General features: G+C 41.0%; 11 protein-coding genes. 2 read left to right on the plus strand and 9 right to left on the minus strand.

The window, feature by feature from the left end; translation table 11 throughout:
- Window positions 1-14 precede the first annotated feature (14 nt).
- The 3 genes from ACXYSM_RS08060 to ACXYSM_RS08070 all read right to left on the minus strand — a co-directional run bounded on the left by ACXYSM_RS08060 (window position 15) and on the right by ACXYSM_RS08070 (window position 5719).
- On the minus strand, window positions 15-2660 hold the full coding sequence (locus ACXYSM_RS08060) for an alpha-mannosidase (RefSeq protein ID WP_458634966.1): 2646 nt from the start codon (window positions 2658-2660) through the stop codon (window positions 15-17).
- A 232-nt stretch (window positions 2661-2892) separates the two neighbouring features.
- The gene (locus ACXYSM_RS08065; RefSeq protein ID WP_458634967.1) at window positions 2893-4173 is read right to left on the minus strand and encodes a glycoside hydrolase family 125 protein; all 1281 of its coding nucleotides are present in this window, start codon (window positions 4171-4173) and stop codon (window positions 2893-2895) included.
- Between the two features lie 127 nt (window positions 4174-4300).
- On the minus strand, window positions 4301-5719 hold the full coding sequence (locus tag ACXYSM_RS08070; protein WP_458634968.1) for a hypothetical protein: 1419 nt from the start codon (window positions 5717-5719) through the stop codon (window positions 4301-4303).
- 123 nt (window positions 5720-5842) lie between these two features.
- Here ACXYSM_RS08070 and ACXYSM_RS08075 point away from each other — a divergent pair, with 123 nt between their 5' ends.
- On the plus strand, window positions 5843-7927 hold the full coding sequence (locus tag ACXYSM_RS08075) for a GH92 family glycosyl hydrolase (protein ID WP_458634969.1): 2085 nt from the start codon (window positions 5843-5845) through the stop codon (window positions 7925-7927).
- A 430-nt stretch (window positions 7928-8357) separates the two neighbouring features.
- The gene (locus ACXYSM_RS08080) at window positions 8358-9806 is read left to right on the plus strand and encodes an APC family permease (protein ID WP_269797858.1); all 1449 of its coding nucleotides are present in this window, start codon (window positions 8358-8360) and stop codon (window positions 9804-9806) included.
- 106 nt (window positions 9807-9912) lie between these two features.
- Here the strand turns inward: ACXYSM_RS08080 and polA are convergent, their stop codons facing one another.
- The 6 genes from polA to ACXYSM_RS08110 form a co-directional block, all read right to left on the minus strand.
- Complete coding sequence (polA, locus tag ACXYSM_RS08085; protein ID WP_458634970.1) at window positions 9913-12546, minus strand: DNA polymerase I; 2634 nt, start codon at window positions 12544-12546, stop codon at window positions 9913-9915.
- 63 nt (window positions 12547-12609) lie between these two features.
- Window positions 12610-13731: an N-acetylmuramoyl-L-alanine amidase family protein gene (locus ACXYSM_RS08090; RefSeq protein WP_458634971.1), complete on the minus strand. Its 1122-nt coding sequence runs from the start codon at window positions 13729-13731 to the stop codon at window positions 12610-12612.
- Window positions 13732-13825: 94 nt separating this feature from the next.
- Entirely contained in the window at window positions 13826-14092 is a 267-nt protein-coding gene (locus ACXYSM_RS08095; RefSeq protein WP_004250994.1) for a Veg family protein, read from the minus strand.
- Window positions 14089-15447, minus strand: coding sequence for a replicative DNA helicase (gene dnaB, locus ACXYSM_RS08100; protein WP_458634972.1), 1359 nt, complete (start codon window positions 15445-15447; stop codon window positions 14089-14091). Before dnaB ends, ACXYSM_RS08095 begins: the two co-directional genes overlap by 4 nt.
- A gap of 41 nt (window positions 15448-15488) precedes the next feature.
- A complete protein-coding gene (gene rplI, locus ACXYSM_RS08105) occupies window positions 15489-15941 on the minus strand; it encodes a 50S ribosomal protein L9 (RefSeq protein WP_004250991.1) in 453 nt (150 codons plus the stop codon).
- The gene (locus tag ACXYSM_RS08110; protein ID WP_458634973.1) at window positions 15938-17911 is read right to left on the minus strand and encodes a GGDEF domain-containing protein; all 1974 of its coding nucleotides are present in this window, start codon (window positions 17909-17911) and stop codon (window positions 15938-15940) included. The genes rplI and ACXYSM_RS08110 overlap by 4 nt, the downstream gene beginning before the upstream one ends.
- Window positions 17912-18046 lie beyond the last annotated feature (135 nt).

Below are 18046 nucleotides of genomic sequence, written 5' to 3' on the forward strand. Positions count from 1 at the left end.
TTTACTTTTTGAAATTAAATTTCTTCTTTTTGAATAAGTTCTGTACGAATTTCCTGTGGCGCCAATAGTCCTGAATGGACTGGGTATGGGCGTTCCAGCAAGTCAAGAATGGTTTGTTGTTTTTCAGACACGCGGATATTTTCTTGACTCATGTTGTAGTAACGAAGGACATAACCTTCTTCATTCTCAGCCACCTTAAAGGCTGTTGGGCAGACTTGTGGCAAGTTCAGTGCCGGATGGTTAAAGAGGCTACCCGTTGCTGCAACGCTACCCTCTTGTTTTGCAACTTGAAGAGCTGTAAATGGCACCTGGAAGGCTTTGGCACGACGGAAAGCTGAGAAGCGTTCCCCTGCTTGGTGGCATTCTACTGCAAATTCAACTTCGATATCACGCAAGCACTGTGCTTCTGGTGTTGGGAAGTAGCCCCAATCACCTAGCTCACCTGAAGCACGAAGAAGGGTTACAGCCATGGTGTCATCTCCAAGAATTTCATACTCGTGCAATCCTTTATTGGATACAGTCACTCCTTTGACATCATCATACAAGCTGACAAAAGCTTGTTGGTGTTGTGGATTTTCAGGATTTTCCCAAGAAGCTGCTGGTTTATTTGGTCTTGTCACAACTTCATAGATGCTTTCAGAATCATTGCTTGGACGAGTGTTATGAGTTTTGACCAAGAGACGGATGCGGTGATCCTTGGCTGTGTTGGTAAAGCGAGTCTTGAAGCGAAGTTGTGGATTGTCCACAAAGACTGTCATCTCCGTTTCAAGAGGAATGGTTGTCAACTCTTCTGAACGACCTGCATCTCGTTTCATGAACTCGATGATACCTCTTTGTTCTGCATCTAATTTTTCATCTGCACTAACTGGAATAGTCAAGTCATGTTTGAGCAAGATTTTGGCATAGCGAGCATTGTTTTCTAAGAGTTCATAACCTTTCAGTTGAGCATAAATTGGCTCAGTTCCTTTTGGTTGGAAGTAAATGTACTCGTTACCAATATCTCCACGGTCCTCGAATTGGATGAAATCTTCGTAAGCTTCGTTTGTAGTCTTGTCATAGACTGTGATTCCTTGGTCTACACTGACAGTTACGAATGGGGTATCAATGACTCCATTTTGGTAAATACCATCACGGTGATCTACTTGACCTTCGACCAATTGGAAGCTTGCCCAAGAAAGAGGTGCAAGGTGGACTGGGATTGTCACGCGCACTTGGCGTGCAATATATGGTTGGCGGAATTTATCCTTAGGCAAGGTATAGCCAAAACTTGCTCCCAAGTCTTCAATCTTGGCTTCAAGGACATGGCCATCCAAATCTTCAACATGGTAATCTGGCAAGGTCACGGCCGCCATTTTCTTGTAGCCTTCTGTCGGATGCAATTCTTTGAAATCACAAGTCACAACATCCACTACAACACTGACTGTATCAACCTTGTCATGTAAGGCTGTGTTGACAACGGTAAAGAGGTGGTCGCTTTGCGCATTTTGAGTAGCTAATTTACCCTTCCATTCGTTGAGAAGGTTAGTCTTAACAAAATTCCCGACTTGATTAACCTTAGCAAAACGAGTTTCCATTTCACGGTGAACTTCGTCAATACTACAACCACAGATACTATCGTGCGGTGCATTTTGCAGAAGTACTTTCCAAGCATAGGTCAATTGATCTTTGTGGTTATGTCCACCAGTGATAATGGTTAATGGTTCCACGACCTGCTCTAACAAATTGCTATTTTCTTGGAAGGCTTGTTTGAGGTAAACGCGTGAAGAAGAAGTATTGGCAAGAGTGTACCAGCCATCCGTTTCCTGACTAGTCAACTCACCTGTGACCGTTGATAATTGTTCAGGAAGGGCACTTTCCAGTGCTTGGACATATTCGTCAAATGAGCTATGAATAAAGGTCACGTCAGGGAAGAGTTCGTTTGCCACACGAATGGCTTCGCTCAGATTTCTCTGAACAGGTTGGTGATCACAGCCGTTCATCATCAACCATTGGTTGGTCGATGCATAATCACGGACGTCTGCTAATTTTTGCTTCCAGAAAGTCAAAGCCTCGTCTTTATCCACTGGAATTTCGTTCCCATTACTATACCAGTTAGCAAAAAGAATGCCGAGTACACGGCTACCATCAGCCCCCTGCCAGTACATCTCAGAAAATTGAGAGGTAAACTGTTCATCTTCAAGGACTTGATTGTCAAATCCGATTGGCTTGACACCGCGACCAAAGGCTGCTACGTGAATCCCTGATTTTTGAAGGATTTGAGGAGCCTGCCCCATATTTCCAAAAGTATCTGGGAAATAACCGATTTGAGTAGATTTGCCCCATTTAGCACATTCCGCTTGTCCAATCAAAGTATTGCGGACGTTAGCTTCACTGGAAATCAAGTAATCATCCTGCAAGATATAGAAAGGCCCAATTTTCAATTTGCCTTCGTCGATATAACGCTGCACCTTGTCACGGTTTTCAGGGCGAATTTCTAAATAGTCATCAAGGACAATGGTTTGACCATCTAGGTGGAAGCTCTTGAACTCAGGATCGTTTTCAAAAAGATCAAACAGATTGTCAAAAAGTTCCACCAATTGCATACGGTGACTTTCAAAAGGTAGATACCACTCACGATCCCAGTGACTGTGAGAGATGATATGTACAACAACATTTTCCATGAGTAAAACCTCATTCTAACTTAAATTTAAAAATATATTTGTGATTCTTTCCTAGAATCAGTTGAGCGAAAACGTGCTCCTTATACTCAATGAAAATCAAAGAGCAAACTAGGAAGCTAGCTGCAGGTTGCTCAAAGCACTGCTTTGAGGTTGTAGATAGAACTGACGAAGTCAGTAACATATATACGGCAAGGTGAAGCTGACGTGGTTTGAATTTGATTTTCGAAGAGTATTAGCGAATATCTAGGTAATCCAAGACCAATTCACAGAACATCATGTTGGCCCATGAGAACCATTCACGAGAGTAGAGAGTCGGATCATCTACGTGGAAGCTTTCGTGCATCACACCTGTTCCGCCATCACAGGCAACTAGTTGGTCTAGCAAGTATTTTTTTTCAGCTTTATCTGTAGCTGTTAAGCCTTGGATTGATAGGGCAATCGGCCAGATATAACGATAGAAGGTATGAGAGCTTCCGAGACCGCTAGCGTATTCTCCTTGGTAGAAGTATGGATTTTCAGGGCTCAAAATAGTGCGACGAGTGGCTTGGTACACTTCATCGTTCACATCACAGTAACCAAGATAGGGAGCAGCTAACAAACTTGGTACGTTAGGATCGTCCATGATGCTAGCATTTCCTAAACCATCCACTTCAAAGGCATAGATCTTCTCGCCCTTGTTGTTAGTCGTGTAGGCGTAATTTTCGATTCCTTCTTGGATTTCAGCCTGCAGACGTTTAGCATCAGCAATGATGCTTTCACTATCAGCTAGACTCAATGTAGCAAAGATTTCTTGGACATAACCTAAGACAACGACTGCGAACATATTTGACGGAATCAAGTAGCTATACTGACAGCAGTCATCACTTGGACGAAAAGCTGACCAGGTCATTCCTGTAACGGCAAAGTCAGGTCCAAAACCATCATTAACCAAAGTATCTTCCTTACGGTCGGTATCACGAACAAAGCGATATGGTGAGTTCTTGTGGTCTTGTTCCACCGTCCAGAGATGGAGAATCTCCTTAGTCGCCGTAACAAAAGTTTCATCAAACTGGCTAGTCTCACCAGTTTCCTTCCAAAGAAGGTAAGCCAATTGCAAGGGGTAGCAAAGCGAATCTACTTCATACTTGCGTTCCCAAATCCAGCCATTGAGGTCTGTATGGTCTGTCTCGTGATGACCCTTCCAGTTCTCCTCAATATTGAAAGAGTTGGCATAGGGATCCTTGAGAATCAAAGTCATCTGGCGTTTAATCAAACCAGCAATGGTCTGGCGCAAACGAGGATCTCTTTTTGCCACATGAAGGTATGGTCTAAGCTGAGCAGTTGAATCACGAAGCCACATAGCTGGGATATCCCCAGTTAGTACAAAAGTTGAGCCGTCTTCTAAAATTTCAACTGTATTGTCTAAAGTGTCTGTATAGCAACGCTCAAAGACATCCACCCATTCAGGATGTTCCTTGGCACGCTCCGCTACCTCATCTAGCCACTCTCTGACGATTTCTTTAGAATAAACCATAAACTATTTTGCCTCTTTCAAACAGATTTTCATTTTCAGTATAAGAAAAAATAGGTCCAAAAGATATACACAAACTAAAGTCGTTTTGAAACAATCTTATGAAAAAAAGTTGGGCAAGCCCAACTTTTTATTCACTTTTCTTTTCGTCTTTTTTATTTTCGAATTCTTTGTATCCGTTCGTCAACAATTCCGATTTCAAACCTTCATAGTCTTGCGTTCCCCAACTATCAGATACTTTTGAAGCAGTATCAAGATCTAAGTTTCCATCCTTCAATAGGAAGGCTTCGTAACCAAAGTATTTGTAACGGACGGTTGTTGTGTTTGAAAATCCTGAACTTGCCTTCGTTACTTTATAAACAGTAATTAATGAGATTTTCGCACTTGATTTTTTATCTTCGCTAGGAATAACTTTCAAGTAACTTCCTTGTGGCTCTAAAGTATAAGTAACATATGAATCATTCTTGTGTTCTGACTTGCTGTAGTCTTCGTTTTTCTTCAACAAATCAGCAAAGTTCTTCACATCTTTCAAGTCTTTTAGACCTTCAACTGTCACTTCTACAGTCTTAGAATCTACCATTTTACCAGCTGATTTCAATGAATTGATATAAGCTTCATTTACGTTAAGAGTGACTTTGTCGCCGTTTTTCAAATTCTTTGGACGTTCACCATTTTCAAAATCAAAGTAGGTTTCATTCTTAGAGTTTTTAGCGATTGAAATAGTCCCGTAGCCGTTAAGACCAGCGAATGTTACAGGTGTTTCTGTCAACAAGTCAGAAGCTGAAACCTTTTCATATTCTTTAAGATTTTCAACTTTAAAAGTTTTCTTTTCGGCCTTAACTGGCGCACTCTTAGAAGTAGTTACAACGCTGAAAGTAACCTCATCTCCATTTTTTAGGTCACTTGTTTTATCAAAGCTAAATTGGACACTTCTAATTAAAGCGTCTGCCTTGCCATATTTTGTAGCTAATTTTGGATCTCTAGTAACTTCTGAGAAAGTAACTGGGTCATTTTGTGCCAAGCCTGTTGCTTGTTTGGAACTAAATCCAGCCTTCTTATAAGCTATTTCTCGAAGCTTAGCTGCAACTTCCTCACTATTGTATGTCAATGTTCCAGATTCTTCGTAGCCTGAAAACTGTACCTGAACAACATCTAGCAAACTCTTTGGTTGAGAATCATATACTTTAAATCCAACAAGTGCAACAATAAGCACAGCAACTGCTGCAAGGGCACCGATTACTGCAATTTTTCTCTTTTGGAACAAATCTTTTGCTTTCTCCACAAGTTCATTTACATCAAAACCTTTAGTAGCTGCAGGTGTAACTACCGCCTCTTTTGCTGGTTCCTCTGTTGCAGATTCTGGAGTCTCAGTAGAAGATGGTGCCTCTTCTTTTTCAACTGTAGGTTCAGCTGTCTCTGAAGGTTGCACTTCTTCCTTCACAACCTCTTCTGTTGCTTCTGTAGGCTGCAACTCCTCTTTTTCCACTAATTCTTCATTAGTAGATTGTTCATCAATATTACTCGTAATAATCTCCTTTCTTACCCTCATTCTAGCAGAAAAGAACCTATTTGTAAATCTTCACTATATATTTATACATTCTTTTATCTTTTAGATGTATTCCTTTATTTTTATGATATACTGAATACAAAACTCCTACAGAAGGAAATCGCTATGAAACCGATACTTGAAACCATAGATACGCGTTTTGGAACAGCCAGTAAACATGCCTTTTCTCGGGGAAATACCCTACCTTACGCTGGAGTGCCTTTTGGGATGAATTACTTTGTTCCACAAACTAGTGACCAGGACGGGTCTTGGTTTTTTGATCCCCATCTTCCCATATTTCAGGGTGTTCGACTCACCCACCAGCCTAGTCCTTGGATTGGTGATTATTCTTGGTTACTACTGACTCCTGTTACAGGAGAAATCAGTGGCGACACCCTCTTCCATCGTCAGTCTTCTTATAACCTTGATCGTGCTATTTTCAATCCCCATTATCTCAGAATTTTTTCTGAGCGTTATCAGATTGAAACCCAACTCACACCTACTTGCTATGGGGCTTCTATTCAACTAAGACAGATACAAGGCAAGAAGCTCTCACTCTATCTGCATGCAGCTGATGATTTATCATTAGAGCAAGTAGATGAGTGTACTGTCAGCCTTGGTCAAAGCGGATTAACCGAAACCAACAAAAGTCCCCTCGTCATGTTTACTGCTCTCGCATTCTCTACGGATATTCTATCTATCAATCAAGTAGGGCAAGACTGGCGTATCGACTTGGCTAGAGCAGAAGCTCTGGTTCAACTAGCTACTTCTTTTATTTCTAAAGAACAGGCCCTCTTTAATCTGCCTAGAAAAGACTTTGAAGAAACGAAATCAGAGGCTAAAGCAAGTTGGGAAAACCTTCTAGGTCGTTTTGATGTCGTGGAAACTGGCTCTGTAGACCGAACATTTTTTGATCACTGTCTCTACAGACTTTTCCTCTTCCCGCAAACCTTCTATGAGGTAAATCAGCAATGCGAGAATATTCATATAGACCTTGCTTCAGGAACGATCAAGCCTGGTCTACTCTATACCAACAATGGTTTTTGGGATACCTTCCGCACTTCATTCCCACTCTTTGCCTTAATTATTCCAGAGCACTATCGTCAGTTTCTTGAGGGTTTCCTAAATAGCTATCGAGATACTGGATATCTCCCTAAGTGGCTTGCTCCTGACGAACGAGGAATGATGCCTGGTACTTTGATTGATGGCCTTCTTGCAGATAGTGCCTGCAAGGATATGGCACCTGAGTTTGAAGAAGAATTTCTCAAAGCCATGCTTGAAACTGCTACTAAGGCAGATCCAAAAGCTATCAACGGGCGACACGGCCTAAGCCAATACCAAGAACTGGGCTATTTATCCACAGACTACCACGAAAGTGTCAGTCATACGCTAGATTATGCCTACAGCGATTTTTGTATCTCTACTTGTGCAGAAAAATTAGGTCAAGAAGAGCTAGCTCAAACCTATGCTCAATATTCTAAAAACTATCAAAACCTCTTTGACTTTGAGACAGGTTACATGAGGGCGCGTGATGTAGATGGGAACTTCCGTCCTGACTTTTCTCCCTATAGTTGGGGTCGTGACTACGCTGAGTGTTCAGCTATTCAAGCCAGTCTCGGTGTCCTACACGATATTTCTGGACTTAGCCAACTAATGGGTGGAAAAGAAGCCTTTAGCAACTATCTTTTGAAAGCTTGTCAAAGTCTCCCACTTTTTGAAACGACGGGCTATGGATATGAAATTCATGAGATGAGCGAGATGGCAACAGCGCCATTTGGTCAACTAGCCATTTCCAACCAACCAAGCTTCCACACCCCTTATCTGTTCCGCTACAGTAGTTATCCTCAATATACCAGTCTCTTAGTCAAGACTCTCCGTCAAAAAGCCTTTCAAGCTGGCTGGGATGCTTATCCAGGAGATGAGGATAATGGTAGTCTATCGGCTTGGTATATATGGTCTGCTCTCGGACTTTACCCAACCTGCCCAGGAAAAGCAAGTTATGACCTTGGAATTCCGCTTTTTAATCACCTTCGTGTCTATCTGGCAGAAACAAATCAGTGGTTGGATGTTCGTACTCAACAAAATTATGAACACTTCCACTTTGTCCAAGACTGTCAACTGGACGGGAAAGAAAAACAAAGCATCAGCCATCAGGAACTGCTCAATGCCAAGACTCTTGACTTTACCCTCAGCTGGTTGCCAAAGCATTAATAGATCAAAACCCTTTGTCATGCACAAAGGGTTTTTCTTATCCATATAAAGTTATCCACAAACTGTGAATAACTCTCCAACTTTTCTTTGGAAAAGATTTTCAAGTTTTTCCAAAATATCTTTCCAATCCAAGTTCATAGGATATACAAGAAAATAAAGCCTATAAACCTTGTCCTAACAAGGTTTATAAAAGATTGATTTGTTTCCTATTCTATAAATTTCGTCTCTCTTTTTCCTATTAAAATTACAAAGAGACAGTTGTTGTTGATACCTTTAGTTATCCACAGGTTGTGGATAATCCTTTTCTAAACCAACAAGCCCTTTCCCCTATCTGTTAGCTGGGTTTTACAATTTTTATAGTAAATTTCAAATTTTGTTAGGCGCTTTCAAAAAATCATGATATACTGAAATTATAAGAAAAGGAGACATTATGAAAAAAGATCAACACCAACTTAATTGGCTGATGGTTTCTCTGATTGCTTTCAACATGGTTTGGGGGCTAGGAAACGTCGTCAACAACTACTCTCAACAGGGGATTTCAGTAGTCGTATCTTGGGTTTTAATCCTCGCACTCTACTTTATCCCATATTCACTCATCGTCGGACAACTAGGTTCTACCTTCAAGGAAAGCGGAAGCGGTGTTAGTGACTGGGTTGAAAAAACATCAACCAAACGCCTCGCCTACTTTGCCGCTTGGACCTACTGGGTTGTGCACATCCCTTATCTTGCACAAAAACCTCAAGGAATCCTGATTCCACTTGGATGGGCCTTGCAGGGTAACGGACAATTTCTGAAACAAATCGACATCCACTGGATTGTTATTCTCTGCTTGCTAATCTTTGGGCTTTTCCTCTACCTTTCTACAAAAGGATTGACAACACTGAAAGTCATCGGTAGCTTGGCAGGAAGTGCCATGTTGATTATGTCTTTACTCTTTGTGCTTTTGGCTGTCGGTCTGCCTTTCATTAAGCCAGACATCCAGTTTGCGACACCGCACATGGATCAACTGAGCACCTACATTCCAAACTTTGATTTTTCTTATTTCACAACGATCTCATTACTGGTCTTTGCCGTTGGTGGTTGTGAAAAAATTTCCCCTTATGTGAATCAGACTCGCAATCCTGCAAAAGAATTTCCAAAAGGTATGATTGTCATGGCTATCATGGTAGGACTCTCTGCTATCCTTGGTTCAGTTGCTATGGGAATGCTATTTGATGGTAATAACATCCCTGAAGACCTCATGCGTAATGGTGCTTATCAAGCCTTCCAAATGTTAGGAAATTCTTGGGGAGTTGGAAATCTTTTCGTTGTGATTTACGCTCTTACAAATATGGTCGGACAAATCGCGGCACTTGCCTTCTCTATTGACGCACCATTACAAATCCTACTCAATAACGCTGACGAAAACTACATCCCAAGCTGGCTTCGCAAACGTACTGAAAAAGGTGTCCTCATTAACGGCTACCTCCTTACAGGCGTCCTCGTTAGCCTTATCATCATCCTTCCAATTTTTGGTATTCAGGAAATTGACGGACTTGTAAAATGGATGACCAACCTCAATTCTATCGTAATGCCAATGCGTTATCTCTGGGTATTCCTTGCCTATATGATGCTCAACCGCGCTTGGAAAACATACAAAAATGCTGAATACAAGTTTGTGAACAATCCTAAGCTTGGCTTTGTGATCGGTACTTGGTGCTTCCTCTTCACTGCCTTTGCTTGTATCCTAGGTATGGTTCCAAAAATTAGCTATGCTGAGAATCCAACTGCTTGGCAATTCTCTCTTCTTACAAACATCTTGACCCCAATTATTCTGATTGGTTTAGGTGTTATTCTACCAGTACTTGCCAAAAAAGAACAAAAGAAACAAATCAAATAAATCCTACTATTAGCTAGATAGTTTCACTTTTGTCTTTTCCTGAAAGAAAAATCCCCTTTGAACCATAATGTTCAAGGGGATTTCTTTTTTGTCTGATAGGCTATTTCTACTTAGCCTCATACCAAGTCACGCCTTCATTTTCATCAGCAATCAAGGGTACACTGAGTTGAATGGCTTCTTCCATGGTTTGTTTGACAAGTTTTTTAATAGCTACCAATTCTGACTTAGGCACTTCAAGAACAATTTCATCGTGCACTTGTAACAGCATCTTAGTTTGATAACCACCTGCAACCAAGGCCTTATCTAGCTGAATCATGGCGATTTTGAGAATATCTGCAGCCGATCCCTGGATAGGTGAGTTGATAGCTGTGCGTTCCGCAAAACCACGAATGTTAAAGTTACGCGAATTAATATCTGGCAACTCACGACGACGTTTGAAGAGAGTCTCTACATAACCCTTATCACGCGCCTCACGAACGACTTCATCCATGTAATTTTTGATACCAGGGAAGCGTTCAAAGTAAGTGTCGATGTATGCTTTAGCCTCTTTACGGCTGATACCTAGGTTATTGGATAAACCAAAGTCTGAAATTCCGTAAACCACTCCAAAGTTGACAGCCTTGGCATTGCGACGGTCGTTTGGAGTCACATCTTCAGGACGTTCAATTCCAAAGACCCGCATGGCTGTCGAGGTATGGATGTCAGCTCCCTCTTGGAAGGCCTTGATTAAGTGCTCATCTTTAGAGATATGCGCCAAAACTCGCAACTCAATCTGTGAGTAGTCAGAGCTGAGGAGGACACTATCCTCCCATTCTGGTACGAAAGCCTTACGGATAAGGCGCCCTTGTTCCAAACGAACAGGAATATTTTGCAAGTTTGGATCCACACTAGATAGACGCCCTGTCTGAGTCAAATCCTGCACATAGCGCGTGTGAATCTTGCCATCCGCTAAAATCCAATCCTGCAAACCAATCACATAAGTCGATTGAATCTTAGCAATCTGACGGTAATCTAAAATTTTCTTGACGATTGGGGCAATAGGAGCTAGGCGCTCTAACACATCCACTGCTGTTGAGTAACCTGTCTTGGTTTTCTTGGTGTATTCTATAGGGAGACCTAGCTTTTCAAAAAGTAGTTCTCCTAACTGCTTAGGCGAGTTGATGTTAAATTCCTCACCAGCCAATTCATAAATCTCTTGAGTTAGCTTTTCAATGACAAGCTCATTTTCAGCTTGCATCTCGAGTAGAGTTTCTTTTTTAACCTTAATCCCAGCGATTTCCATCTTAGCAAGAACAAAGGCCAGAGGTTGCTCCATGTCATAGAGAAGGTCTAATTGCCCGTTTTCACTTAACTTTTCAAGCAATACAAGCTCTGTCTCAACCAGCACAGCAACCTTGCGAGCCAAGTGTTCCAAGAAGGTATCTCTCTCAGGGATAGCTTTCTTGACACCCTTACCATAGAAGGTTTCATCATCGACTAGGTAAGTTTGACCATAGAGACTAGCAATGGTTGAAATTTCATTATTCTCTACAGTAGAGAGAAGGTATTTGGCCAAGCGACTGTCAAAAGCAGGAGCCTGCAAGTCCAAACCAAAGCGATTTAAGAGAACTTTAGCTTTCTTAAAGTCATATACTTTCAGAGGTGTTTTTTCTAGAAAATTCTTAAAAATCGGATCCTGCAGAAGTTCCAGCTTATCTGTAGCATAGAGCTTGTCTCCACAAGACCAGGCAAAACCAACCAAATCATCTGTATGGTAATTTTCACCAAAAAGTTCAAAGTGGAAGATAGAGTCGGCACTCAGCATGTCTTCACTCACTTTGTCCACCACGGTGAAATTCAAAGTCTCAGCTTGGTTAGTCTGAGAAGCATTCAAAGCCTGCTTGAGTTGTTTAAAGCCCATCTCATCGTAGAATTTCCCAAGGTTTTCCACATTTGGTCCACTATAGACCAAATCATCTAGACCTATCTCGATTGGCGCTTTCGTGTCGATGGTTGCTAGTGTTTTAGACAGAAAGGCTTGTTCCTTGTCATTGACAAGATTTTCCTTCATCTTGGAAGCCTTCATGCCATCGATATTTTCATAAATACCTTCCAGCGATCCGTGTTCTAACAAGAGCTTGATCCCAGTCTTTTCACCAATCTTGGTCACCCCAGGGATATTATCAGACTTATCCCCCATAAGGGCCTTAAGATCAATAAACTGAGCTGGGGTAATTCCCATCTTTTCCATGAGATATTCTGGTGTAAAGGCCTCAAACTCAGCCACGCCTTTCTTAGAAATCTCAACTACTGTATGCTCATCCGTCAGCTGAATCAAGTCCTTGTCTCCACTAACGATCGTCACATCAAAAGAATCCTTTTCAGCCAAGCGACCAAGAGTTCCAATGATATCATCCGCCTCATACTGGGCTAATTCATAGTGGCGAATCCCAAGATGGTCTAGCAACTCACGAATGAAGGGAAATTGCTCACGAAACTCATCTGGAGTCTTAGCACGACCACCCTTATAATCAGCATACATCTCTGTACGGAAAGTCGTTTTCCCCGCATCAAAAGCAACCAAAATGTGGCTTGGCTGGACACGTTCCAGTAGGTGATTTAGCATCAGATGAAATCCGTAGATTGCATTGGTATGTAGTCCATTGTCATTTTTAAAACGATCCAGTTGCTGGTAAAGTGCAAAAAATGCTCGGAAAGCAACTGAAGATCCATCAATCAATAATAATTTTTTCTTGTCCATACACCCATTATAAAGGAAAGCAGGGAAAAATACCATTGCTAAGAGTTAGATTATCGGGGAAGCTTATTGGGGTGATTCTTCCACTCGCGCACCATTGCTGTCAACCTGGAACCCATCGATAGTCGTATCTACTGCCAATTCTCCAGATGCGTTCACGTAATAATGTTTCCCTGAGACTTGGAACCACTGACTAGTCTTCATAGCGCCCGAGCTTTCGAGATAATACCAAATACCTTTATCCTTCAACCATCCTGTCTGCATTTCTCCAGATGATTTCAAGTAGTACCACTTGGAACCGTCTTTTAGCCAACCTGTTCTCATTGAACCATTAGTTTGGAAATAGTACCAACTGCCGTTTATCTTTTTCCAACCAAGAGCGACTTTGCCATTTTCATAGTAGTACCATGTTATCCCCTGTTTTTCCCATCCATTCTTAGCAGTTGCTGTTTTAGCTAGCTGGACATATCTGCGATTTCCAGTTCGGGATAGATAACTAATCCATTTATAACCATCTTTTTCAAGAGCCTGATCGTAATGAACACTTTCTCCAGGATAATAATAGTCAATAATCGTAGCCGCTTGTGATGGCTGGTTCATAATAGCAGCTTTTTCTGTAAAAACATGGGTTCCACTAGATACTAAAGTTGACTGATGATTTCCTGTGCTAGACTGTCCGACATCTTTAAAATGAATGAAACCAGACATAGAGCTTGCCTTCACAAGTCTACGATTGTACTTCTCTCTAATACCATAATTGTACTCCTCAATTTCAATCATATCGCCAAAAACATTAGAAACCCATGCAACGTGGCCATATTCTCCGCTTCCGTCCCAAGCAATCGAACCAATTGTTGGAGTCTTGTCCACACGATAACCTTCTCGTTTAGCACGATAACCCCAATCCTTAGCATTCCCGTACGCAGCAGGCAACTCAAAACCATTGACACTACTTAAACGAAAGGCAGCGAAAGATGTACACTGTCTGGAGTATAGACGCCATTTATCAATTTCTTGACTTCCATTTTTATAATAATAGGGATAATCATCTCCTCGTGCCAGTGAGCCATTGTTTGCCTGATTGGCATGAACAGCTCCTCCACCAAACAAAAAAGCACCTGCTAACAGTAGGGAAGCTGTCCCCACTGTCGTTCTCTTAAGAAAAGTTCCCTTTTTACTATATGTCATTCATTCTCCTTCGAATAGATAAATTTTTGAGGTTGACCTCATTTATATCATTCGAAAGAAAAAGAAAAAAGTGAGAAAACTCCCACTTTCAAGCTTAATCCAAATAGTGAATCAAATTCTTTTCCGTTAAAATATCAGAATACGTGAAGGATTCAACGTAGACGTTGGCCTGTTTGTCCCCTTCAACATCCCCAAATTCAACGATAAAGAGTGATGGATAGACTTCAATAAGTCTTCCTAAGCGATTCTTTTGGCGTTTACGACCATTTTCCAAGGTCATTTCCACCACTTGTCCTTCATGCGCCTTGATTTCTTCTTTGATTTTTTTCATCTTGGCTACATCTGTAAATGCATCTGTCATCTTTGTTCCTCTCTCTTCGAAATACTTGAAAACTTGTTATACTCTTTTTGAAAAATCAATTCTACCGTTCCACGCGCACCGCTACGGTTCTTCTCAATAATAACTTCTACTTTGTTATTAGGAATACCTTCCTCTTCTTCGCCACCACGTTCATAATAGTCATCACGATAGAGAAAGGCAACGATATCCGCATCTTGCTCGATAGATCCTGACTCACGAATATCTGATAGTACAGGCCTTTTATCTTGACGTTGCTCAACACTACGTGACAGCTGACTTAGCGCAATTACAGGCACCTTCAATTCCTTGGCTAGAATTTTCAACTGACGTGAAATCTCTGACACCTCTTGCTGACGGTTCTCACGACCAGTCCCTGTAATCAACTGCAGGTAGTCAATCAAAATCAATCCAAGATTGCCTGTTTCCTGAGACAATTTTCTGGCGCGTGAACGAATCTCCGTAATTCGAATTCCAGGGGTATCGTCAATATAGATACTTGCTTTTGCAAGATTACCTTGAGCAATCGTATATTTACGCCACTCTTCCTCAGTCAATTGCCCTGTACGGATAGAGTGAGACTCTACTAGTCCTTCGGCAGCTAACATACGATCGACCAGACTCTCAGCACCCATCTCAAGTGAGAAAATTGCAACGGTCTTGTCTAGCTTGGTTCCGATATTTTGAGCAATATTCAAGGCAAAAGCAGTCTTACCAACCGCAGGACGAGCAGCAAGAATGATTAACTCCTCCTCGTGCAAACCAGTTGTCATATGATCCAGGTCCTGATAACCAGTTGCAATCCCTGTAATATCAGAAGTTTGTTGTGAACGAGCTTCTAAATTTCCAAAGTTAAGATTTAGGATGTCTCGAATATTTCTAAAACCACTACGATTTGCATTCTCACTGACATCAATCAAACCTTTTTCTGCTCGTGCAATGATTTCATCTACAGGACTAGAAGCTTCATAAGCTTGGTTTACAGACTCTGTCAACTTGGCAATCAAACGACGAAGCGTGGCTTTCTCTGCTACAATCTTTGCATAATATTCAGCGTTTGCAGAGGTTGGTACAGAGTTGATAATCTCAACAAGGTAGGACAAGCCACCAATATTTTGCAGATTACCTTGATCATCTAATATCGTACGAACAGTCGTTGCATCAATGGCTTCGCCTCGATCTGACAAATCAACCATGGCCTGAAAAATCAAACGGTGAGCATACTTAAAGAAGTCTCGAGAGTCAATATATTCTCGAACAAATACGAGTTTACTCTCATCGATAAATATAGCTCCCAATACAGATTGTTCTGCCAAAATATCCTGGGGCTGAACTCGTAGTTCTTCTACTTCTGCCATCAGATTCCCCTTCCTTTTACAACATAATTACTCAATCTAGATTAGCCTTCTTTTACACGAAGATTGATGACGCTAGTTACATCCTGATAAATTTTTACTGGAACATCAATCAAGCCAACTGCTCGAATTGGAGATTGAACTTGAATATGACGTTTATCAATTTTAATTCCAAATTGTTTTTGGAGCTCTTCCGCAATTTTCTTGCTAGTAATCGAACCAAAAGTTCTTCCATCTGGACCAACTTTTTCAACAAACTCAACAATTGTTTCCTCTGCTTCAAGTTTCGCCTTAATTTCTTGTGCTTCTGCAAGAAGTTGAGCATGTGCTTTTTCTTCAGATTTTTGCTTCCCGCGCAACTCACCAATTGCTTGAGAAGTCGCTTCTTTAGCAAGGTTTTTCTTAATCAAAAAGTTTTGCGCATAACCTGTTGGCACTTCCTTGATTTCGCCTTTTTTCCCTTTGCCTTTTACATCTGCTAAAAAGATTACTTTCATTCTTCTGTCTCCTTTTCTCTAATTTCATTAGAAATAACGGTTTTTAGTTTATCACCTGCTTCTTGCAGAGTCATATCTGTCAGTCGGGCAGCTGCCAGGTTGAAGTGGCCCCCACCTCCCAACTCTTCCATAATCCGTTGCACATTGATCTTACTTCGACTTCGTGCAGAAATGGAAATATCCCCTTGGCTGTTTTTAGCAATGACAAAGCTAGCTTCAATACCTGACATAGCTAACATAGTATCAGCCGCTTTACTAATCACTACAATATCATACTCCTTATCATCCTTGGCCTGAGCTACAAGAATAGAAGGTTGTACGGCCTGTCCTTGCAAGATTAGCTCATTAACCAATCGATACTCTTCAAAGTCAGTCGCCGCAAGTTCTTGAATTACAATACTATCACTACCACGTGTTCTTAGATAACTTGCCACGTCAAAGGTTCGGCTAGTTACACGAGAGGTGAAATTCTTAGTATCCAGCATCATACCGCCCATAAGAACACTAGCTTGGATACGACTTAAGCGTGCTTTCTTAGAGTTTTGGAATTGAATTAACTCTGTTACAAGCTCGCTCGCACTACTTGCTCCACTCTCGATATAGGTGATAACAGCATTTTCCGGGAAATCCTGATCTCGTCTATGGTGGTCAATAATGATGGTTTGTGTAAACAAATCATAAAACTCTTTTGACAAGGTTAAAGCTGTCTTAGAGTGGTCGACCATCACTAGCAAGGAACGATTAGTGACCATTCCCATAGCTTGAGTTAGAGGGATGAGTTTTGTTACTCCCTCATTCTCTAAGAATTGAATGGCACGATGAATGTCCGGAGACATTTGTTCTTCATCATAGACTACATAACTTTCATCCAAGACGTTACTCGAGAACAATTGCATACCAACAGCAGAGCCTAAAGCATCCATGTCTAAGTTTTTATGACCAACTACGAAGACATGGTCAACACTTCTCAACTTTTCAGAGATTGCCGTCATCATTGCTCTTGTACGTGTTCTTGTTCGCTTAATAGAAGCTGCCGAACCACCACCAAAATAAATTGGATTTTTCGTCTCATCATTTTCTTTTACAACGACCTGGTCTCCACCTCGAACTTCTGCAAGGTTGAGATTTGATAAAGCAACTTTACCAATACCCTCATGATCGCCATCACCATATGACAAGCCCATACTCATGGTTAAGGCTAAATCTCTCTGCTTAGCTTCTTCACGGAAGGTATCAATTACAGAAAATTTATCCTGCATCAATTGCTCTAATACCGTATAGTCGGTAAATAAGTAAAAACGATCCATGGTCACTCTACGAGAAAACATCTGATATTTTCCAGTAAATTCTGATACAAAATTTGCGACAAAACTATTAATATGACTGATGTCTGATTCAGATGTTTCGTTCTCTAAATCATCGTAATTATCTACCGAAATAATACCAATAACAGGGCGACTTGTAACCAATTCTACTGTGGCTTCGTACTCTCCAGAAACGTCAAAAAAGTAGAGCACACCAGAATTTCTATCTAGATGTACCGCATAACGTTTTTCTCCCACATTTGCATAAATTCCAGGAGAAGATATGGATGTTTTTATAATTTCTTGAACTTGAGGAAGGTCAATTTCTCCATCTTCCGTTGTCAGCATTAACTCTGCGTAGGGATTGAACCACTCAATCTCACTGCTTTCCATGTTTAGTTTGACAACTCCAACCGGCATCTGTTCTAAGAGTGAACTTAAACTATCTTCCGCCTGATGGTTTACGTATTGGATTTGTTCAATTTCTGTTTTTTGATAAGATTTCTTCTGAAAATAAAATAGCAAAAGAAATGCCACCATCAAGAAAAATAAGCATGCTATTGTGACTAGGTTATTTTGAAGAAAAATAACCAATGCGGTCATGATTATAAAGGCAATCCCAACAAATAAGTATATAAAAAAGGGATTCATTTCATTTTTTTTCATTACAAACCTCTTGCGCAATATTATACCATATTTGCACTGAAAAAGCGACCGTTAAAGAAGGAATAGCACTTGTGCTCAAATGTAGTATTCATGAACACAAAAGGTGGTTTACACTAGTGTAAACCACCTTTTTAA

It is taken from the genome of Streptococcus sp. V940, from assembly GCF_054353495.1.